The following is a 19,328-nucleotide window of genomic DNA, read 5'->3' as shown; positions in this document are numbered from 1 at the left end:
CGATCATGAATCACGTCGACGCCACCGCGCGCGCCGCTTCGCCATCCGAAGACGATGACGACAACACGCCAGCCGACGATTTCGAGGAAACCGACAGCGACGTCACCGACGACCTCTCGGAAGAAACTGGCATCGATCTCACCGATGCCAGCGAGCTGGATGCGGACAACGTTCCCGCGGACGAAGAGTTCGATCGCGTAATGAACGCTCCCGACTGAGATATCGGCTGCTTTCGGGGCGGCGATCACACCGACGGGGCACCTTGCTCCGCGAATGTCCCCCGGGGCTTCGCCCCTCCTCCTTGATTTCGCTGCGCAAGGCACCCCATCGGCGTGCTAGCTGTGCGCAGCGGCGTTGATCAGCGAAACACCAGCAGCACGTCCAGGTACGCAGGGCATCGGGTGTTCCCCGCAGCGAAATCAAGGAGGAGGCCGCAGGCCGGGGGACATTCGCGGAGGGGAGTACCCGGTGGCCTGTGTACGCGCCCTGAAAATTTCCGCCTTCAGGACTGACGCACGATCACCTGCCCATTGCGCGCACCGCTGTGCACGCCGTGCTGCCAGGTGAGGGCGCCATTCACGATCACCGCATCGATGCCTTCGGCCGGCTGCGTCGGCGTTTCGTAGTTCGCGGTGTCGCGCACCGTCGCAGCATTGAAGATCACCACGTCCGCGTGGTGGCCCGGCTTGAGCGTGCCGCGCTCGTGCAGGCCGAAGTTGCGCGCGGTGAGCCCGGTCATCTTCCACACGGCCGTCTCCAGCGGAAACAAACCCACGTCGCGGCTGTAGTGCCCCAGCACGCGCGGGAAGGTGCCCCACAGGCGCGGATGCGGCTTCTCGCCGAGCGGAATGCCGTCCGATCCGATCATGGTGTCGTCGAACGCGAGGATGCGCTGCACGTCGTCCTCGTCCATCATGAAATAGATCGCGCTGCCCGGCTGCAGGCGCTTTGCCGCCTCTTCGCCCGAGACGCCCCATTCGGCCGCGATGTCCTTCAGGTCGCGGCCCGCGCATTCGGGGTGCGGCACGCTCGAGGCGATGAGCACGCGGCCGTCCATCATTCCGCGGTCGGTGCGGATCATCGTGGAGCCCGCGGTGTACGGGTAGCAATCCAGGCCGATGCACTGGTGCTGCATCGCCTCCTTGATGAAAGGCAGCGTCACCTTCGTCTTGCCGAAGTTCTGCGCGTTCTGCACCTTGTGGTGCGACACCACCACCGGAATGTCGAGCGCGCGGCCGATGTCGAAGGTCTCCTCCAGCGACTCCATCACGCGGTCGCTCTCGTCGCGCATGTGCGTCACGTAGAGCGCCTTGCGCGAGGTGAGCGGGCGGCAGACTTCGATGATCTCTTCGGTCGTCGCCTTCACGGCCGGCGGGTAGAAGGTGCCGGTCGAGAGGCCGATCGCGCCGGCCTGCATCGCCTCCTCGACCAGCGCCTGCATCGCGGCGATCTCGGCGTCGTTCGCGGGGCGGTCCAGGTCCGACATGACCACCGCGCGCAGCGTCGAATGCCCCACCATCGCGGCCACGTTCACCGACGACGGCGTGGCGCGCAGCGCATCGAGGTAGGCGGCGAACGTGGTGAAGCGGCCCTCGGCCGGCGTGTCGAGCAGGCTCAACGGCATCGGCAGGTCCATGTCCACGCGCAGCGGCGCGGCGCTGATGCCGCAGTTGCCCGCCACCACCGTGGTCACGCCCTGCGACACCTTGAAGGGCATCTGCGCCTGCGAGAGCACGGCCTGGTCGTCGTGCGTGTGCGAGTCGATGAAGCCCGGCGCGACGATGCGGCCCGTGGCGTCCAGCGTCCGGTCGGCCGTGTGGCCCGCGAGCTTTCCGATGGCGGCGATGCGGCCGCCGGTGATGCCCACGTCGGCATCGAAGCGCGGCGCCTTGGTGCCGTCGATCACGGTGCCGCCGCGGATCAGCAGGTCGTAGTGGGATGTCTTGTCGGTCATCGGTGAGGTTCTTTCTTCAGCGGAAATCCGCGGCAATTCAGCGGAAGTGACAGGCGACCAGGTGTGTGCCGGTGCCACCATTCGAAGATGACGGGCGCTCGCTCAGCTCGGGCGTCTTCTCCTTGCACAGGGCCTGTGCCATCGGGCAGCGCGTGTGGAAGCGGCAGCCCGAAGGCGGGTTCGCGGGGCTCGGCGGATCGCCCTGCAGCAGCATGCGGCGCGCGGGCGTGCGCGGGTTCGGCACGGGCACGGCGGACAGCAGGATCTCGGTGTACGGATGCAGCGGCGCGGAAAAGAGCGTGTCCCGGTCCGCGATCTCCACGATGTGCCCGAGGTACATCACCGCCACGCGATGGCTGATGTGCCGCACCACCGCGAGGTCGTGCGCGACGAAGAGGTACGCGATGCCGAACTCCGCCTGCAGGTCCATCAAGAGGTTGACCACCTGCGCCTGCACCGACACGTCGAGCGCGGACACAGGCTCGTCGCAGACGATGAGCTTCGGGTTCACCGCCAGTGCGCGCGCGATGCCCAGGCGCTGCCGCTGGCCACCCGAGAACTCGTGCGGAAACTTCTTCGCGGCTTCGGGCCTGAGGCCCACGCGCGAGAACAGCCACTGCACGCGCTCGCGCCGCTCGGCCGCCGCGCCCATGCCGAAGTTGCGCAGCGGCTCGGCCACGATGTCGCCGGCCGTCAGGCGCGGGTTCAGCGAGGCATAGGGGTCCTGGAAGATGATCTGCAACTGGCGACGACGCAGCCGCATCTCGTTGGCCGAGAGCGTCAGCAGTTCTTCGCCATCGAGCGACACCGAACCCGACGTCGGCTCGACCAGCCGCATCACCGACTTGGCGGTCGTCGTCTTGCCGCAGCCCGACTCGCCGACCAGCGACAGCGTTTCGCCGCGCGCGACCGAGAACGAAACCCCATCGACCGCCTGGATCGCCGGCTTCGCGGGCCGGAGCCACCGCTTGGGCGAGATGTAGTGCTTGCGCAGGTTGCGCACCTGGAGCAGCGGGGCTGCGGTCGTCGTCATGCGGTCACCTCGGCGGCATTTGTTGCATCGGCTGCATCAGCCCATTGTTCTTCGACGGCGAAGCACGCCACCACATGGTCGCCGCCGTGCTGCGTGAGCTGCGGCGTCTCGACGCGGCAGCGCTCGCGCGCGTGGCTGCAGCGCGCGGCGAACGCGCAGCCGAGTCCCAGTTCGTGCGCGGCCGGCACCAGCCCCGGAATCTCCGTGAGCCGCGCGCTCGCGGTGTTCATCGCGGGCATCGAGGCCATCAGCGCGCGCGTGTAGGGGTGCAGCGGCCGGTCGAAGAGGTCGATCACATCGGCCTCCTCGACCTTCTTGCCCGCATACATCACCACCACCCGGTCGCAGCTCTCGGCCACCACGCCCAGGTCGTGCGTGATCATCACCACGCCCATGCCCAGCTCCTTCTGCAGCCGGCGGATGAGGTCGAGGATCTGCGCCTGGATCGTCACGTCCAGCGCCGTCGTCGGCTCGTCCGCGATCAGCACCTCGGGGTTGCACGCGAGGGCCAGCGCGATCATCACGCGCTGCCGCATGCCGCCCGAGAGCTGGTGCGGGTACTCGTTCACGCGCCGCTCGGGCTCGGGGATCTGCACCACGCGCAGCATCTCGACCGCGCGCTGCATCGCTTCGGCGCGGCTGGCCTTCTGGTGCAGCTGCACCGTCTCTGCGATCTGCCGGCCCACGGTGAGCACCGGGTTCAGCGAGGTCATCGGCTCCTGGAAGATCATCGAGATGCGGTTGCCGCGGATCTGCCGCATCTCGCGCTCGCTCAGCTGCATGAGGTCGGTGCCGCGCAGGCGCACAGAACCCATATGGCGGCCGGGCGGCGTGGGCACGAGCCGCAGGATCGAGAGCGCGGTCACGCTCTTGCCGCAACCCGATTCGCCGACCACGCCGAGCGTGCGCCCCGCGCGCACCGTGTACGAGACGCCATCGACCGAGCGCACCACGCCGTTGAGCGTATGGAAATGCGTGCGCAGGTTGTCGACTTCGAGCAGGGGCTCGCCGGGGGCGAGTGCGACGTGAGACATGGGCTTCATGGCGCTTTTCCCAATTTCACAGTTGCCGCGCGAGACGCGGATCGAGCGCGTCACGCAGGCCGTCGCCCAGCAGGTTGATCGCCAGCACCGTGGCCGCCAGCAGCAGCCCCGGGTACAGGATGATGTGGAACGCCACCGCCACGAAGTTGCGGCCCTCGGCCATCATGTTGCCCCAGCTGGGCGTCTGCGCGGGCACGCCCACGCCGAGGAAGGAAAGGGCGGCCTCGGTCAGCACCGCGGCGGCCGCGACGAAGGTCGACTGCACGATCAGCGGCGCCACCATGTTGGGCAGCACGTGGCGAAACAGGATCACCGGCAGCCGCGTGCCCACGGCATGCGCGGCCTCCACGTACAGCTGCTCCCGCAGCGTGAGCGCCAGCGAGCGCACCAGCCGCACCACGCGCGGAATCTCGGGCACCGTGATGGCGACGATCACCGTCGTGAGGCTCGCGCGCGTCACTGCCATGAGCGCAATGGCCAGCAAGATGCCGGGGATCGCCATGAGCCCGTCCATCACCCGCATCACCGGCCCGTCGGCCCAGCGAACGAAGCCGGCGAACAGGCCGATCAACACGCCGAACACCGTCGCCAGCACCGCGACCGAGGCGCCGACGATCATCGACACCTGCCCGCCCCACACCGCGCGGCTGAACACGTCGCGGCCCAGCGCATCGGTGCCGAACCAGTGCTCGGCCGATGGCACCTGCATGCGCGCGAGCGGGTCGATGTCCTGCGGGTCGTGCGTGGCGATCCAGGGCGCGGCGATGGAGAGCGCGGCCACGGCGATGAGCAGCAGCGCGCCGATGATCAGCGTCGGGTGCTTGCGCACCCAGCGCCAGCGCGGGGGCACGAAGGGCGCTTCGTCGGCCGGGGCCGCCTGTGCAGCCGGGAGGGGGAGGTCACTCATCGGGAGTACGGTGGACATGGGCTCGTTCAGTACTGGATGCGCGGATCGAACAGGCGGTAGCTCAAATCGATCAGCAGGTTGATCAGCACGTACACACCCGCCGACAGCAGCAGCACGCTCTGGATCACCGGGTAGTCGTGGCGCTGCACCGAATCGATGACCAGGCGCCCTACGCCCGGAATGGCGAACACCGTCTCGGTGACCACCACGCCGCCGATCAAGAGCGCAATGCCCACGCCGATGGTCGTCGCGATCGGAATGGCCGCATTGCGCAGCGCATGCCCCAGCACCGGCAGCACGCCCAGGCCCTTGGCGCGCGCGGTGCGGATGTAGTCCTCGTGCAGCACTTCGAGCACCGTGGCGCGCGTCATGCGCGTCACGAGCGCGATGTACACGAGCGCCAGGTTCACGCACGGCAGCACCAGCGAGCGCAGCCATTCGCCCGGCCCCTCGGCAAAGCGCACATAGCCCTGCACCGGAAACCACGGCAGCTGGATCGCGAACGCATAGATCAGCAGATAGCCCACCAGGAACACCGGCACCGAGAACGCGAGCACCGCGAACACCATCACCAGCCGGTCGACCCAGCTGCCCGCGCGGTAGGCCGCGAGCGTGCCCAGCGGCACCGCGACCACCAGCGTGATGAGCATGGTGAGCGCCGCGATCGACACCGTGGGCTCCAGCCGCTGGCCCAGCAGTTTCGACACCGGCACCTGCGTGAAGATCGAGGTGCCCAGGTCGCCGGTGAAGAGCTTGCCCAGCCACACCGCGAACTGCTGCCACAGCGGCAGGTTCAGCCCGAGCGCGGCGCGCAGCTTCTCGATGTCTTCCACACTCGCGAGGTCGCCCGCAATCAGCGCGGCCGGATCGCCCGGCGACAGGTGGATCAGCAGGAACACCACCACGGCCACCACCGCCATGACGGGAAGCGTCGAGAGAAAGCGTCGAACGATGTAGCCCATGGCAGTGCGCGCGTCGCGAAGCCGTTAGCGGTCCAGCGCCCAGAACATCGGCATGCCGGCCCAGAGCTTGTCCAGCCCCTTCAGGTTGGCGCGCGCGGCGAAGGCGGCCGAGTACTGGCCCGCGTTGATGTACGGCACCGCCTCGTAGGCGCGGGCCTGGAAGGCATCGAGCAGTTCGCGGCGCTTGGCGGGCACCGTCTCCTTCAGCCACGCGGTGCGCAGGTCGTCCAGCTGCTTGTCGCAGGGCCAGCCGGGCAGCGTGTTGCCGCAGGCCGCGCCCAGGTAGGCGTTGCTGATCGGCGAGTTGGCATCGAACTCGCCGGCCACCGTCACGTACATGTTCCAGCCGCCGGCCTCGGGCGCATCGCGTTTGGCGCGGCGCGCGCCGATGGAGGCCCAGTCCAGGTTCTGCGCATCGACGTTGATGCCGATGCTCTTCATCGTCTGCGCGGCCATCAGCGCCTCGGCGTTCAGGTAGGGCACGTCGCTCGGCACCAGCAGCACCACCTTCTCGCCCTTGTAGCCCGCATCGGCCAGCATCTTCTTGGCCTTGGCCACGTCGGCCTTGCGGTAGGGCTCGGCGCCGGCCGAGGTTTCGTTGGGGCTGCCGCAGATGAAGAAGGTCGGGCAGTAGGCCATCCGCATGTCCAGCGGATAGCCCATGGCCGCGACGAAGCGCTCCTGGTTCACCGCCTGCAACAGCGCCTGTCGCACCTTCGGGTTGTTGAAGGGCGGGTGCAGCTGGTTCATCACCAGGAAGCCCTGGTAGGCGCCGCCCGAGCCGATCTTCACCGTGCTGTCGGTGCGCAGCGGTGCGATGTAGTCGGGCTGCAGTTGCTCGACCAGGTCGACCTCGCCGCGCTTGAGCGCCGCGATGGCGCTGTTCGAATCAGGCAGGTACAGCCACTCGACGCGATCGAAGTTGCTCTTCTTGCTGCCCGCGAGGCCGTTGGGCGGCTCGCTGCGCGCGACGTAGTTGGGGTTGCGCACGAACACCGCCTTGTTGCCCGGCACCCACTCGTCGCGCTTGAAGATGAAGGGGCCCGAGCCCAGCACCTCGGTGAGCGGCGCGGTGGCAGGCAGCTTGGCCAGTCGCTCGGGCAGCACCACCGGCGGAAAGCCCGAGGGCTTGGCCAGCGCGTCGAGCACCATGCCGAAGGGCTCGGTGAGCGTGAGCGTGAAGGTGCGCGCATCGACCTGTTTCCACTCGCCGCCGCTCGCGGTCATCGCGCGGCCCAGGCTGTCGCGCGCGGCCCAGCGCTGCAGCGAGGCGACCGCATCGGCCGAGGTCACGGCGCTGCCGTCGGAGAACTTCAGGCCCGGGCGCAGCGTGAAGCTCCACTGCTTGCCGTCTTTGGACGACGTGTACTTCTCGACCATCTGCGGCTGCGGCTTGCCGCTCGAATCCTGCGCGAACAGCGTGTCGTAGACCATGTAGCCGAAGTTGCGCGAGATGTAGGCGGTGGTGAAGGTCGGGTCGAGGATCTTCAGGTCCGCATGCGCCACCACCTTGAGCGTCTTGGGCGCGGGTGTCTGGGCGAGGGCCGGGAGGCTCACGGCGCAAAGCGCCAGGGCGGCAAAGGCGGCAAGCGTTCGTCGTTTCATCGTCGGTACTCCGGGTGGGCGAAAGAAAAAAGAAAAGGGAATCACGCGGCGACGCCGATCGGCCACTTGGGCAGGCGCGCCTTCTTGTAGGGCAGGGTGTTGAGGTCGAGCGTCACGGCGCCTGGCGCACCCGCGTAGATCACGTGCTTCGCGACCTTCGAGTACGACGCATAGAAGTGCTGCGACGACTTCACGACGATGATTTTTTTCGCGGCCAGATCGCAGCCCAGCTGCGTGAAGAGGTCGGTGCCCATCGCCTGGTTGCGCAGCGTGATCAGCACGATCTGGATGCCGTTGGTTTCGATGAGCGCGCAGTCGCCCATCGGTGTGGGCGTGCCCGCAAGGCCCGTCATCACCAGGTCGCGCTTGAGTGCCTTCACGGTGCATTCCACATCGAGCGGATCGCCCGAGAGCGGGCTGATCTTGCCGCCGATGCGCATCGCGAGCTTCGCGCCCACGCCCGCATCGAAGGCGATGCGCACCGCGATCGGGTCCCACAGCGGGCCGAGCGCCGCATTGGCGATGCCGCGCTCGACCATGCGGCGCAGGATGAAGGTGGAGTCGCTCGCCGCGCCGCCGCCGGGGTTGTCGGCGCCATCGGACAGCACCACGGGGCCGCCGTCGAAGGCCAGCGCTTCGTCGAGCGAGGCGTCGATGCTCGGGTAGTTCACGGTGAGGCCGTCGCGCATCGCGATCACTTCGTCCGCCAGCTGGCGCGCGAGCGCATCAGCTTTGGCCTGGTCGCCATCGGTATAGACCAGCACCTTGGTGCCCATCTCCGGCACGTCACCCCACGAGAAGCCGTGCGTGAGCGAAACCGAGAGCACGCCGTCCTTGCCTTCGAGCGATTGCATGCGCTTGACGAAGCCGAGCGCAGGTTCGCGCGAGGTGTGCACCGTGACAATCATGTCGCAGTCGACGACCGCGGCCGTGGGCTTGACCTTGCCTTCGACCATCGCGGCGCAGATGTCCACCAGCTCCAGCCCGCGCTCCAGAACGTCGGTGTGCGGGTACTCCTTGAAGGAGATCATCAGGTCCGAGTTGGCGACCATCTCGGGCGTGAGGTGGTTGTGCGGATCGAGCTCGGCGCCGATCACCACCTTCGGCCCGACGATCTGCCGCACGCGCGCCAGCAGGTCGCCTTCGCAGTCGTCGTAGCCGTCGGCCACCATCGCGCCGTGCAGGCCGAGCAGCACCATGTCCACCGGCAGCACGGCGCGCAGGTCGTCGAGCAACTCGTCGCGCAGGGTTTCGTAGGCGTGGCGCGTGGTCGTGCCGCTGGGCTGCGCGCCGGCCACCATGCCTTCGAACAGCTGCCAGCCCCTGTCCGCACCGCGCATGCGCGCGGCCCACAGCGGGCCCGAGAACAGCGTCATCGCATCGGGGTGCTTGCCGGCGGGGAAGTGGCCGCGGTCCTTGAAGGAGGAGAGGCCGGTGGGCATCGGACCGAAGGTGTTGGTTTCGGTGGCGAGGGAGGCACTGAAGACACGCATGGGGATGGACTCTGTGAGGGTTGTGGGGTGTTCTTGTCAGGCGGCGGCCGTGGCGCGCAGCCGCTGCGGTCCGAGCATCTCGGCCGTGAGCCCGAAGCCCGCGATGCGCTCGGGCAGCGGCAGTCCGCGTGCGAGCGCCGCGCAGGCTTCGCCCATGGCGGCCGAGGTCTGGATGCCGTAACCGCCCTGCGCCGCGACCCAGAAGAAGCCGGGCGCATCGGGCTCGAAGCCGCCCACGAGATCGCCATCGGCCACGAAGGAGCGCAGGCCCGCCCAGGTGCGCGTGGGTCGTCGGATGGCGAGCGTGGTCGCCTCCTCGATGCGGTGGATCGCGATGGCGATGTCCATCTCCTCGGGCTGCACGTCCTGCGGATCGACCGGGTCGGCATTGGCCGGCGAGGCGAGCAGCATGCCGGCGTCGGGCTTGATGTACCAGCCCTCGCCGGCATTGAAGACCATGGGCCAGTGCGCGACGCTCTGGCCCTCGGGCGGCGCGAAGATGAACGCCGAGCGGCGGCGCGGCTCGATGCCCAGCGGCCGCACGCCCGCGAGCTTGGCGACCGTGTCGACCCAGGCGCCCGCGGCGTTGAGCACAACCGGCGCTTCGTAGACGTTGCCGCCGGCCACGACGCGCCACACGTCGCCGATGCGCTCCATGGACGTGACGCCCGCATCGCACACGAGCTTGCCGCCGGCACGGCGCATGCCGCGCAGGTACCCCTGGTGGATGGCGTGCACGTCCATGTCGGCCGCATCGGGCTCGTACACGGCGCCGGCCACTTGCTCGGGGCGCAGGGCGGGCACCATCGCGAGGGCTTCCTCGCTGCTCAGGCGTTTGGCACCTGTGTCCATGGCGCGCAGCACGTCCCAATGGGCATCGAGCTCGGCGAGCTGCGCCGAGCCGCCGACCATCAGCGCACCGCGCGGCGTGAGCAGCGGGTGCTCCGAGAAGCCTTCGGGCGGATGTTGGAGAAACGCGCGGCTCGCCATGGTGAGGGCGCGCACCTGCGGCGTGCCGTAGCTTTCCATGAAGAGCGCGGCCGAGCGGCCGGTCGAGTGGTAGCCCGGCTGGGCTTCGCGTTCGAGCAGGATCACGCGGGCATGCGGGGCGAGCCAGTGGGCCACCGAAGCCCCGGCAATGCCGCCGCCGATCACGAGGTAGTCGGCCACCGTGGGCGCTGTTGTACTGAAGGTCATTGCCGAAAAGTGTAGGAAGAAATTTGCGGATACGCAAATTATTTACAGCGCACCAAGGGGAAACCATGGTGCACCGCATCGGGGAAATTTGCGTCAATGCAATTTGCGTATACGCAACTTCCGCGCCTGCGTCATCCGGGTTGGCATGGATGGCGGGCGGCCCCGCTGGCAGAATCGCCATGCACCACAAAGAGAAAGCCAAGCGTGAATCCACACACAGCGACCAAGCCGGGGACGAAGCAAAAAGACGAGGCGCCCACGCTGGACCGCACCACTTTCGGTCACCGCCTGCGCACCGCGCGCAAGCGCTTCGGCTGGACGCTGGCGCAGCTGGCCGAACGATCGGGCGTGTCGATCACCACCATCTCGCGTGCCGAGCGCGGCCAGCTCGCGCTGGGTTACGAGAACTTCGCCGCGCTGGGCCGCGCGCTCGAGATGGACATGAACGCGATGTTCGCGGGCGCCGGCGTCAAGCCCGCGCAGTTCGATGGGCCCGTGGTCACGCGCGCGGGCAAGGGCGTGGTCTACCGCGGCCTCTCGTTCGCCTACGAGTTCCTCGGCACCTCGGCCGCCGGCAAGCAGATGAGCCCGGTCGTCGGCACGGTGCACGCGCGCCGCATCAACGGACCGGACGACTTTGCGCGGCACCCAGGCGAAGAGTTCGCCTATGTGCTCTCGGGCGAGATCGATGTGCACTTCGACACGGGCGAAGTGGTGCACCTGGCGCGCGGCGATTCGCTGTACTACGACAGCAGCATCGGCCATGCGTACGTGAGCGTGAGCCGGCAGCTCGCGAAGATCGTCGGGGTGACTTCGGGGGAGAGCGGGCACATGAAGTCGGCGCGTGAGGCGCCTGTGTTCAAGACGGTGCGCAAGGTGGCGGCGGCGAAAAAATCTGGACGCGGCGGCAAGGGCTGACAAGGCGACTCGCCGATCCTCGCGAGGCGCAACGCGTCGCGAGCGAACGAACAACCGGCCCGCACAAAGGTTATTGACCGCATCGAAGCGGCGAAGTTATAGTCGCCGCCGCAGCGCCTCCACGGCACTGTCGTAAGCGTTACCGTCATCCAACGCGTCCTTTGTCGAGAGGATCCCAGTAGGGAATATCTCGATCCATAAAGACGCGCCTTGGCATGACATCAAATTTTTCCCCTGCATCCGTTCGCCCGTTCGGGACCCCCTCAGCTTTGACGGGGCTTGCGCCCGTGGTGCTGGCGGTCTTCCTCGGATTCCTTGCAATCAGCGTTCCCCTGGCGGCGCTCGCGCTCCATGTGCGCGACCACCTGGGCTTCGGCGCGGCCGCCGTGGGCTGGACCATCGGCCTGCAGTCGCTCGCCACATTGCTCACACGCCATCGGGCGGGCACGCTGTGCGACCAGCGCGGGCCACGCACTGCCGTGCTGCTCGGGCTTCCGCTCACGGCCTGCTCGGGCCTGGCCTATGGCCTGTCGAGCGTGCTGCCCATCGACCCTTCTGCAAAGCTCGCCGTGCTGGTGCTCGGCCGGCTGGTGGCGGGCCTCGGCGAGAGCCTCTTTCTCACCGGCTTGATGAGCTGGGGCATCGCGCGCGTGGGCCCCGCGCGCACGGGCAAGGTCATGTCCTGGACGGGCATCGCGATCTACGCCGCGCTCGGTCTCGGTGCATCGCTCGGGCTGGTTGTGCAGGCGGCGTATGGCTTCGTCGGCGTCGGCGCCTTGACGGTGCTCACGCCGATGCTCGCCTGGGCCATCGCTTTGCGCCTGCCGGCCGTTCCCGGCGCCGGTGGGCAGCGCGTGGCGTTTCACCGCGTGCTCGGGTTGATCTGGCGGCCGGGCCTCGTGCTCGCGCTGGCCACCGTGCCTTATGCCGCGATGGCCGCGTTCCTCACGCTCGACTACGCCGCGCACGGCTGGCCGCATGCGGGCACGGCGCTCATCGGTTTCGGCGCGGCCTACGTGCTCGTGCGGCTGGTCGGCTCGGGCCTGCCGGACCGCTTCGGTGCTACGCGCGTTGCCATCGGCTCACTGGTGTTCGAGGCCATCGGGCAACTGCTCGTCTGGGGCGCGCATGCGCCGGGCATGGCGCTTCTGGGCGCGACGCTCACGGGCCTGGGCTTCTCGCTTGTGTTCCCCGCGATGGGCGTGCTCGCGACGCAGTCCGTGCCGTCCGAGCAGCGCGGCCGCGCGGTGGGCAACTTCATCGCCTTCGCCGATATCGCGATGGGCGTGACCGGGCCCGTCGTCGGCTTCGCGATCCAGTGGTTCGGCATCACCGCGGCATTTCTCGTGGGTGCCGGCGCGACCTGCGTGGCGCTGTGCCTGCTGCCGTCGCTGCGGCTGGACCGCAGCGAATAGCGCCGTGGTCTCCCGCGCTCGGGGAACGTGTCCGCGTTCCTTCCATTGCCCGGCGTTCGTTGTGCCCGGCCGCTGCGGTTACTGGGCCGCCGAGCGCGGCAGCATCAGCGTGAAGACCGTGGTGCCGCCCGCGGAGGTCACCGTGATTTCTCCGCCGTGCGCCTTGGCGATCTCCCTCACGATGAACAGCCCGAGCCCGAGGTTGGCGGACTCGGCAAGTTCGTCCGACGGGCGACCTCTTCGCAACGGCTCGAACAGCGCCTGGACGTGTTCCTCGGGGATCGGCTCCCCGGTGTTCGTCACCGAAAGCCGCACGTCGCGTTCGTCGCCGACCAGCGCCACGTCGATCACCGCCTTTTGCGTGCCGTAGCGCGCGGCGTTGCTGACCAGGTTGCCCAGGACCTCGCGCACGCGCGATCCGTCGAAGCTGCCGGCGGTTTCTCCCGCCGAGCGGAAACTGATCTCGGCGTTGGGCAGGGCGGCGCGAAGCAGTTCGACCTCTTCGGCGCAGACGCTCGCAAGATCGACCGGCGTGAGGTGCAGGCTCAAGCCCAGGCCGAGCGAGGCGCGGCTGAAGTCGAGCAGGTCGTCCAGCAGCGTCTTCATGCGCTTGCCGCTCTGGATCAGACGCACCGTGTGCCGCTCCAATGGCGCCTCGGTGGTCATCTTCGAAAGCACCTCGGCCGTGAGAAGGATGGCGTTGAGCGGGCCGCGCAGATCGTGTCCGAGCACGCCGAGGAAGACGTGGCGCCACCGGTCCATCTCGGCGGTGAAGTAGGTCACCGACTCCGCGACCGCCTGGTCGATGGCCTCGTTGAAGCGGATCAGGTCGTCCTGCGTCTGTGCGTCGCCCATCTTGCCGCTCTCGAACCACAGGCTCAGCACGGAAGCCCGCAGCGCCCGGTACTCGGCCACGAGCTGGGCAATGTCGAAGCCGGCCTTGGCCCGCAGCAGCGCGTGGGTCTGCGCGGCGGTTTCAGGCGCGCCGTGGATGTGCGGCTGCTGGCCGAGCGATTTGGCCAGTTGCTCGTGGCTTGTCTGGGCCGAGCGCAGGTCCTTCGCCACCGCGGCCAGGATCATGGGCATGTGATCGCGCAGGGCCTCCGCATCGAGGTGCGAGGAGGCGGGCAGCATGGTCGCGGCAAATGCCTCGGCGGACGAAAGAATGGGTTCGACGTTCGCGTCGATGAAGTCCGCCAGGCGCATGGAAATGGTCCTTGCATGTCCGGGGTGGACCGCGACCCATCGTACGCCACGAGGCCATTGCGACCAGTTGTACCGAGCCCCCTACCAACAGTGTTCTTCGAGGCCCGGGTTCGATATCGGAACGGGCAGGTCGAAGAAGCGCCGCCGCGCGATCAGGAGCGCCGGTCGTCCCTCAACACGATTTCCCCTGTGCGAGGGTTCGTCAGCGTGACGTTCTCCAGCGCCTTGATCCGCCACTCGCCGGCCTGCCGCGTCAGCACGGCAAGGATCAGCGTGTCGACGGCGTGCGGGCCCGCCGGGTGCGCCGCACCAGCGGTGAGGCGGCTCCAGAAATGCGTGACCGCCACGCCGTCGCCGATCTCGGCCATGTCGATCAACTCGTTCTGGAGCGTGGAGTCGCTGTAGATGGTGGCGTGGATGGGCGTGTGCAGTTCGACGATCTTCTCGGCGCCGCGAACATAGTGGCCGAACCTGTTCACGAACGTCGCGTCCTCATGGAACAGCGCGCCGAGGGCGGCCATGTCGTGGCTGTTCCAGGCGGTCTGGAATGCGAGGGGCGCGTCTTCGGGTTGTTTCATCGGTGTCATATGGGTTCTTGCAAGCCGTTGCATGGAGATCATGGGCAGAAAGCCCCCGGCCGCGTAGGGCTCGATGCCGGGCGCTTCAACGAAGCCTCTCAATTTGCACCAAGGGGCGGCGCTGCATGGATGGCATCGCGTGCCCACTGCATCACCGCGTCGAGATCCTCGGGAACCGTTCGGTCATCGGACTGTTCGCGGCAGTCGACGTAGGGCGTGAAGGTGTGGACATTCATCGCGACTCTTCGTCCGACGAAAATCTTCACGCGGGGCTGGTAAACGCTGAGTTCCGTCTTCGAGGGACCAAGGGCTCGCAAGGACACGACGAAGTTCGATGAGATCGTCGCCGGCTTGCCGTTCACCGTGTACGAGGCGGTTTGCCAGTACGCCAGAGTGCCATCGCCCGCATTCGTTGTCGTATCGGGCGCCAGCATGTACTGGCGCTCCCCCGGATCGAGCGGGCGCTGCATCAGTTCGCGATAAGCCGACGCCCCGAAGCCGTTACCACGACGCGTGGCGCCGCGCTCCTTGATCGCGATCTGGTCCTCCATCGAGAACTGACCGCGCTGCGGGATCAGGACATTGCCGACGGCATAGGGACCACCGTACATCCGCTTCCTTGCCGAAGCGCGCAGTCCGCGCTCTGCGTCTGCAACCGACACCCACACCTGGGCGACGAGGTATGTCGAGCCATCCGTCGGGTGGTATTGCACGGCAAGGCTCTTTCCGATGGGAAGCTCTTTGCATGGTGCGGTGAGCGTGTCGCCCCTTCTTGCTTTGCTTGCGCCCAAGGCGCTTCCCGCCACCATGCAGCTGGCGATCAATGCGATGCAGCCGCGATGAAGAGTGCCATGCATTTCGCTATCTCCGTTCGATCGCTTCTACTCGCGCGTACCGCGCAACACCTGGATTCCGAAAAACGCCACGAAGAAGATGGAGAGCGCGATTCCTGCCACAGGGACCGGCCACTGCACATCGTTGCGCACCAGCTCGGCGGCACACCCCAATCCGAGCAACAGCGATATCGCAAAACGCAAGGCTGGATGTACCCGCCGCTCGATTGCATCGTCCGCGCCCTTGCGGCGCGCCCACGAATGCATGGCGGCCACCAAGCCGCCGATCGCCAATGCCATTGCGATGCTGCCCAGGAGCCAGGGCCGCAGGCTCTGGACTTTCCAGATGGCCTCTATGCCGCGAACAACGTCGTCCATTCAAGCCTCCTTCGACTGCATGTTGTGCTTGCCGGCACCGGTCATCGCAAGTGCACCTGATCGTTGTCCGTCAGACAGACGGGCATCCTTCGTCGACCAGGACGGGCTTGGAGAAGAAGCAGCCGGCAAGCGCCAGCGATGCGAATGCGGCGGACCAACGAATGAAGCTCATGGCTCTCGCCCCGTGTCGGCCGACAACAGGTCGATTCAAATTCCGAGGTATCACTTGAGACTCCTCTCGCCGTTGAGCACCTCGACCTGTGCGCCGATGGATTCGAGCCAATGGCGCATCGCATCCGCGTACTGTCCGTTGGCAAGTTCAATTTGCACAAGCTCCCTTGCCAGAGCACGTTTCACGATGGCCTTGGCCTCGGTGCGCGACATCGGCGACGACAGCTGAAGGTGCTTCATGAGCATGTCCTTCACGTAGCCGTCCATCCCCGGAAACCAGGCGCGGGACGCGTCCCATCCTCTGACGATCAGTGTCGTGGGCTCAGACACGCCATGAGACCTGACGAACGACATAAGTGCACACCTTCGCTACCAGAAAAGTGTCCTTGCCTCAGGCACGAACAGTCCGATGATGAACCAGATGGTGTGACCGACCCAACAGATGAGTGTGTAGAGCGCTATCTGCTCCGGACTCCAGCTGTATGCGTGCAACCAGTCGACGATGGCGAGCGAACGCCACCCTGCAAACCATGCGGCGCCCCCGCCCCAGACGACCCACCACACAAAGCCTGTGTTGGCGATGTAGAGAAGGAGCCAGAGGCCGATGTTCATGACGCCCTAATGTAGTTAGGTTGCGCAAACTTCGAGCGCATTTTCTGGCAGCAATACGAGCCCCCTCGCTGAGCGCTGACGGAGCCCGTCATGCAATGAATTCAGATGGAATGAACTACGGCGTCAGCGCATCGCACTGCGCTTCGATCCGCGCGTGCAGCAGCCCCAGCGATACCGCGAGCAGCCGCTGCAGCGCCTCGCGCTGGCAGGCGTCCAGCAGCGGGGGCGGGCCTGCATCGGATGACGCGGTGTCGCGCCGGTCTTCGTCCCAGCTGAGCAGTTGGGCCAGCGTCTGCGTGCCTTGCACCACGTCGCGTGCATCGTTCAGGAACGAGGCGCGGCGTTGACGGTCGATATCGAGCCCTTCGATCTGGACCCATTCGAAGGGTTTGAACTGGGCGACGGAAAAGGAAGAAGACGCGCAAGAGCAGCCAGCGTCGGTGCTCGCATTTGTAGTTGTGGCCATGGGCCTCCCAAGATGTCGATTTGCAAAAACCGACGCACCCGACGCCAATCGGGGGCGGCAGCTCGAACGGGTTGGCGTACCGGGACATCTTGCGAAAACCGGCAGGGCGTGAGCCCTCCCGCTCGAGCCGCCTAAAAAAGGAAGCAGGAACGAAAAAGCCGCAGACCTGTTGCGGTAACTGCGGCTTTCGTCGCAGATGTCGTCGGGACGCCAATCCCGGCCTCGCTCATCACGAGGCGAAGGCAATGTACGCGTTCTCGGCGACGCCAGTCAAGCTTGCGACAGCAACGCTTTTCGCAGCAATGTCGATTCCGTCGCGCGCAGCACGCTCAAGGCTGCTGGCGCGGATCGCCGGGGCGGCCGCCCGGCTGACGACGGGCCGCGGCCGCAGCGGCTTGCTGTTGAGCCTGTTGCTGTTGCTGCTGTCGCGCCTGCGCCTGTTGTGCCTGTTGCTGTTGGCGCATCTGTGCCTGTTGCGCTTGATGGGCCTGCTGCTGCTGTTGCTGCATCTGCTGCTGGCGTTGCTGCTGCTGTTGTTGCATCGCCTGTTGCTGCTGCGCGCGTGCGGCCTGTGCCTGTTGCTGCATCTGTTGTTGTTGCTGCTGGCGGCGCGCCTGCTCCTGCTGCTGCCGGCCCTCGTTCTGGGCCTGCTGCTGGCGTTGTTGCTGTTGTTGTTGTTGCGCCTGCTGCCGCTGTATCTGCTGCTGTTGGGCCTGTTGCTGCTGGGCCGCGCGGGCTTGCTGTTGCGCCTGCTGTTGCTGCTGCATCTGCTGGCGCCGTGACTGGTCCTGCTGAGCTTGCTGCGCCTGTTGAGCTTGTTGCGATTGCTGCTGCTGGCGCTGCCGGTCCTGCAGCGCGCGCTGCTGCTGTTGCTGGGCTTGCTGGCTCGCGTTGCGTGCCTGCTGTTGCTGTTCCATCTGCTGGCGCCGCAGTTGCTCCTGCTGTTGTTGCTGCTGGAGACGGGCTTGTTGTTGCTGCGGTTGCTGGTTGGCGGCGCGCGCTTGTTGTTGGGCCTGTTGCTGTGCCTGCTGCGCTTGCTGGCGCCGTACCTGGTCCTGCTGCCGTTGCTGCTGTTGCGCCTGCCGGGCTTGCTGTTGCTGTTGGGCTTGCTGGGCTTGCAACTGCTGCGCCTGTTGTTGTTGAGCCTGTTGCTGCGCGCGTTGCTGGGCTTGCTGCTGCGACTGCTGCTGTTGTTGCGCCAAGGCCTGCTGCTGTCGCGCCTGCTGTTGTTGCTGCTGCTGCTGCGCGAACTGTGCTTGCTGCTGCTGCGCAAAGTTGGGCGGCGGCGCGCCGGGCGGCATGCCACGCGGCGCGCCGTTGCGGTCGCCACGGTCGTTGTTGTAGACGTTGCGCACGTTGTTGTTGACCACCGTGGTCGAGCGCGAGATGTAGGTGCTGTTGTTGTAGACCACCGCCGGCCGCGCGAAGGCCGGCTGTGCCACGCGGTCGCGGTCGGGCCCGCGGCCCTGCCTGCGGTCGCGCGGCGCGCCCCAGTTCATGTTCCATGAATTCCAGCCCCAGCCGTGGCGCTCCAGCGCGGCGCCCACGATCACGCCCGTGCCGAACGCCAGCGCACCGGCCGCAGCAATCTGCCCGCGGCTGTAGCCGGGCGCGACCTCCACGGGCGGCGGTGCGTAGGCATAGCCGGGGTACACGGGCAGGGGCTCGCCGTAGATCACCTGCGGGTCATAGCTGGGCACATACACCACGTCGGGCTGCACGGGCTCGATGGTGATCAGCTGCTGCGGCGGCTCGATCACGGCCGGGCCGCCGTACACGGGCTGCATGTCCGGCGCGGGCACGTAGTCGCGCGGCGCGGCGGCGCTCGCAACGCGCAGCCTGTTGTTGTTCTTCAGGCGGCCCGCGGCCGATGCGCGCTGGCGCATGACCTGGATCGCGTTCATCACGTCGGCCGGGTCGTTGTAGTAGGCCTTGCCGAGCGATTCGGTCCACGCGATGTTGCCCGCGAGCTGGTCGAGCACGGGGCGAAACGCGGTGAGCGACTTCACGCTCGGGTCCCACGGCTGCTGGTTGGCCGCATCGGCGAGCGGTCCGGCCTTGAGCGTCTTGTTCTGGTCGAGCCACTCGTGCGCGGCGGTGACCTGCTCGGGGTACGTGGCGCCGGCGAGGATCTGCGCGACCAGCTTGTCGGGGTAGAGCGCGATGGGCGCGACCAGCTGGTAGAGCTGCTCGGCCGTGGGCGGCGCGTAGGCGACGGGCACCGGTGCTGCGGGCGCGGCGGCGGGTGCTTGCGGCACCGTGGGCGCGGGTATCGAGATGGCAGGGTCCGCGGCGGGGCTCGGCGTCGCGGCCTTGTCGCAGCCTGCGAGGGCGAGGGAGCCGATGCACAGCGAGACCGCAAGCAATCTGGGCAGCAGCGGATGGGGGGGACGTTGGAGGTTCATCTGGAGTTCCATCAAGGCGCCGACGTCACGCCCGACTCTCTCAACGGTCCCTGACGGTCTGCGATGACCAACCCTGCGCCGGTGATGCAACCGTCTGTGTCGTCCGTGCGCTGCTGCCCGTGTCGGGCATGGCCCACAACGGGCGTGGCCGA

Annotated in this window: 19 protein-coding genes; 3 read left to right on the top strand and 16 right to left on the bottom strand. The window is 67.3% G+C overall.

Features of this window, described 5'->3' with window-relative positions:
- Positions 1 to 5: 5 nt before the first annotated feature.
- On the top strand, positions 6 to 218 hold the full coding sequence (locus ACZYRS_RS24615; protein WP_198788100.1) for a hypothetical protein: 213 nt from the start codon (positions 6 to 8) through the stop codon (positions 216 to 218).
- Between the two features lie 284 nt (positions 219 to 502).
- Here the strand turns inward: ACZYRS_RS24615 and ACZYRS_RS24610 are convergent, their stop codons facing one another.
- The 8 genes from ACZYRS_RS24610 to ACZYRS_RS24575 are packed head-to-tail and all read right to left on the bottom strand — an operon-like array spanning position 503 to position 10,194.
- Entirely contained in the window at positions 503 to 1,954 is a 1,452-nt protein-coding gene (locus ACZYRS_RS24610) for an N-acyl-D-amino-acid deacylase family protein (protein WP_463421344.1), read from the bottom strand.
- A 37-nt stretch (positions 1,955 to 1,991) separates the two neighbouring features.
- Positions 1,992 to 2,987 (bottom strand): ABC transporter ATP-binding protein, encoded by a 996-nt coding sequence (locus ACZYRS_RS24605; protein WP_463421343.1) that lies wholly within the window; start codon positions 2,985 to 2,987, stop codon positions 1,992 to 1,994.
- Positions 2,984 to 4,030, bottom strand: coding sequence for an ABC transporter ATP-binding protein (locus ACZYRS_RS24600; RefSeq protein WP_463421342.1), 1,047 nt, complete (start codon positions 4,028 to 4,030; stop codon positions 2,984 to 2,986). The genes ACZYRS_RS24605 and ACZYRS_RS24600 overlap by 4 nt, the downstream gene beginning before the upstream one ends.
- 16 nt (positions 4,031 to 4,046) lie before the next feature.
- Complete coding sequence (locus ACZYRS_RS24595; RefSeq protein WP_463421341.1) at positions 4,047 to 4,937, bottom strand: ABC transporter permease; 891 nt, start codon at positions 4,935 to 4,937, stop codon at positions 4,047 to 4,049.
- 26 nt (positions 4,938 to 4,963) lie between these two features.
- Positions 4,964 to 5,899: an ABC transporter permease gene (locus tag ACZYRS_RS24590; protein ID WP_463421340.1), complete on the bottom strand. Its 936-nt coding sequence runs from the start codon at positions 5,897 to 5,899 to the stop codon at positions 4,964 to 4,966.
- A 24-nt stretch (positions 5,900 to 5,923) separates the two neighbouring features.
- A complete protein-coding gene (locus tag ACZYRS_RS24585; RefSeq protein WP_198788091.1) occupies positions 5,924 to 7,504 on the bottom strand; it encodes an ABC transporter substrate-binding protein in 1,581 nt (526 codons plus the stop codon).
- Between the two features lie 41 nt (positions 7,505 to 7,545).
- The gene (locus tag ACZYRS_RS24580) at positions 7,546 to 8,997 is read right to left on the bottom strand and encodes a M81 family metallopeptidase (protein ID WP_463421339.1); all 1,452 of its coding nucleotides are present in this window, start codon (positions 8,995 to 8,997) and stop codon (positions 7,546 to 7,548) included.
- Between the two features lie 36 nt (positions 8,998 to 9,033).
- Positions 9,034 to 10,194: an NAD(P)/FAD-dependent oxidoreductase gene (locus ACZYRS_RS24575; protein ID WP_463421338.1), complete on the bottom strand. Its 1,161-nt coding sequence runs from the start codon at positions 10,192 to 10,194 to the stop codon at positions 9,034 to 9,036.
- A 204-nt stretch (positions 10,195 to 10,398) separates the two neighbouring features.
- Here ACZYRS_RS24575 and ACZYRS_RS24570 point away from each other — a divergent pair, with 204 nt between their 5' ends.
- Both ACZYRS_RS24570 and ACZYRS_RS24565 read left to right on the top strand, forming a co-directional pair.
- On the top strand, positions 10,399 to 11,112 hold the full coding sequence (locus ACZYRS_RS24570; RefSeq protein WP_463421337.1) for a helix-turn-helix domain-containing protein: 714 nt from the start codon (positions 10,399 to 10,401) through the stop codon (positions 11,110 to 11,112).
- Positions 11,113 to 11,381: 269 nt separating this feature from the next.
- Positions 11,382 to 12,527: an MFS transporter gene (locus ACZYRS_RS24565; RefSeq protein WP_463421336.1), complete on the top strand. Its 1,146-nt coding sequence runs from the start codon at positions 11,382 to 11,384 to the stop codon at positions 12,525 to 12,527.
- 78 nt (positions 12,528 to 12,605) lie between these two features.
- Here ACZYRS_RS24565 and ACZYRS_RS24560 read toward each other — a convergent pair whose 3' ends face one another.
- The 8 genes from ACZYRS_RS24560 to ACZYRS_RS24525 form a co-directional block, all read right to left on the bottom strand.
- Positions 12,606 to 13,733, bottom strand: a complete 1,128-nt coding sequence (locus ACZYRS_RS24560) for a sensor histidine kinase (protein WP_463421335.1) — start codon at positions 13,731 to 13,733, stop codon at positions 12,606 to 12,608.
- 152 nt (positions 13,734 to 13,885) lie between these two features.
- Complete coding sequence (locus ACZYRS_RS24555; protein ID WP_233101991.1) at positions 13,886 to 14,311, bottom strand: SgcJ/EcaC family oxidoreductase; 426 nt, start codon at positions 14,309 to 14,311, stop codon at positions 13,886 to 13,888.
- 98 nt (positions 14,312 to 14,409) lie between these two features.
- Positions 14,410 to 15,168: a hypothetical protein gene (locus tag ACZYRS_RS24550; RefSeq protein ID WP_463421334.1), complete on the bottom strand. Its 759-nt coding sequence runs from the start codon at positions 15,166 to 15,168 to the stop codon at positions 14,410 to 14,412.
- A gap of 24 nt (positions 15,169 to 15,192) precedes the next feature.
- The gene (locus tag ACZYRS_RS24545; protein ID WP_463421333.1) at positions 15,193 to 15,522 is read right to left on the bottom strand and encodes a hypothetical protein; all 330 of its coding nucleotides are present in this window, start codon (positions 15,520 to 15,522) and stop codon (positions 15,193 to 15,195) included.
- 222 nt (positions 15,523 to 15,744) lie between these two features.
- Positions 15,745 to 15,933 (bottom strand): hypothetical protein, encoded by a 189-nt coding sequence (locus ACZYRS_RS24540; RefSeq protein WP_463421332.1) that lies wholly within the window; start codon positions 15,931 to 15,933, stop codon positions 15,745 to 15,747.
- Between the two features lie 129 nt (positions 15,934 to 16,062).
- Positions 16,063 to 16,305 carry a hypothetical protein gene (locus ACZYRS_RS24535; RefSeq protein ID WP_463421331.1) on the bottom strand — a complete coding sequence of 81 codons (243 nt, stop codon included), beginning with the start codon at positions 16,303 to 16,305 and terminating at the stop codon, positions 16,063 to 16,065.
- Positions 16,306 to 16,420: 115 nt separating this feature from the next.
- Positions 16,421 to 16,771, bottom strand: coding sequence for a hypothetical protein (locus ACZYRS_RS24530; RefSeq protein ID WP_463421330.1), 351 nt, complete (start codon positions 16,769 to 16,771; stop codon positions 16,421 to 16,423).
- Between the two features lie 329 nt (positions 16,772 to 17,100).
- Entirely contained in the window at positions 17,101 to 19,176 is a 2,076-nt protein-coding gene (locus ACZYRS_RS24525) for a DUF3300 domain-containing protein (protein ID WP_463421329.1), read from the bottom strand.
- Between the last annotated feature and the right edge of the window lie 152 nt (positions 19,177 to 19,328).

The organism is Variovorax sp. AC194 (genome assembly GCF_979257995.1).
Note: the sequence above shows the minus strand (reverse complement) of the source record. Positions and strands in the feature narration are given on the sequence as shown.

Bases quoted from the DNA above. Each gene is read 5' to 3' on its own strand.
- ACZYRS_RS24525 (WP_463421329.1), bottom strand. From the start codon at position 19,176: ATGAACCTCCAACGTCCCCCCCATCCGCTGCTGCCCAGATTGCTTGCG.
- ACZYRS_RS24550 (WP_463421334.1), bottom strand. From the start codon at position 15,168: ATGCATGGCACTCTTCATCGCGGCTGCATCGCATTGATCGCCAGCTGC.
- ACZYRS_RS24585 (WP_198788091.1), bottom strand. From the start codon at position 7,504: ATGAAACGACGAACGCTTGCCGCCTTTGCCGCCCTGGCGCTTTGCGCC.
- ACZYRS_RS24555 (WP_233101991.1), bottom strand. From the start codon at position 14,311: ATGAAACAACCCGAAGACGCGCCCCTCGCATTCCAGACCGCCTGGAAC.
- ACZYRS_RS24610 (WP_463421344.1), bottom strand. From the start codon at position 1,954: ATGACCGACAAGACATCCCACTACGACCTGCTGATCCGCGGCGGCACC.
- ACZYRS_RS24560 (WP_463421335.1), bottom strand. From the start codon at position 13,733: ATGCGCCTGGCGGACTTCATCGACGCGAACGTCGAACCCATTCTTTCG.
- ACZYRS_RS24580 (WP_463421339.1), bottom strand. From the start codon at position 8,997: ATGCGTGTCTTCAGTGCCTCCCTCGCCACCGAAACCAACACCTTCGGT.
- ACZYRS_RS24545 (WP_463421333.1), bottom strand. From the start codon at position 15,522: ATGGACGACGTTGTTCGCGGCATAGAGGCCATCTGGAAAGTCCAGAGC.
- ACZYRS_RS24590 (WP_463421340.1), bottom strand. From the start codon at position 5,899: ATGGGCTACATCGTTCGACGCTTTCTCTCGACGCTTCCCGTCATGGCG.
- ACZYRS_RS24600 (WP_463421342.1), bottom strand. From the start codon at position 4,030: ATGAAGCCCATGTCTCACGTCGCACTCGCCCCCGGCGAGCCCCTGCTC.
- ACZYRS_RS24615 (WP_198788100.1), top strand. From the start codon at position 6: ATGAATCACGTCGACGCCACCGCGCGCGCCGCTTCGCCATCCGAAGAC.
- ACZYRS_RS24535 (WP_463421331.1), bottom strand. From the start codon at position 16,305: ATGAACATCGGCCTCTGGCTCCTTCTCTACATCGCCAACACAGGCTTT.
- ACZYRS_RS24530 (WP_463421330.1), bottom strand. From the start codon at position 16,771: ATGGCCACAACTACAAATGCGAGCACCGACGCTGGCTGCTCTTGCGCG.
- ACZYRS_RS24595 (WP_463421341.1), bottom strand. From the start codon at position 4,937: ATGAGTGACCTCCCCCTCCCGGCTGCACAGGCGGCCCCGGCCGACGAA.
- ACZYRS_RS24575 (WP_463421338.1), bottom strand. From the start codon at position 10,194: ATGACCTTCAGTACAACAGCGCCCACGGTGGCCGACTACCTCGTGATC.
- ACZYRS_RS24605 (WP_463421343.1), bottom strand. From the start codon at position 2,987: ATGACGACGACCGCAGCCCCGCTGCTCCAGGTGCGCAACCTGCGCAAG.
- ACZYRS_RS24540 (WP_463421332.1), bottom strand. From the start codon at position 15,933: ATGAAGCACCTTCAGCTGTCGTCGCCGATGTCGCGCACCGAGGCCAAG.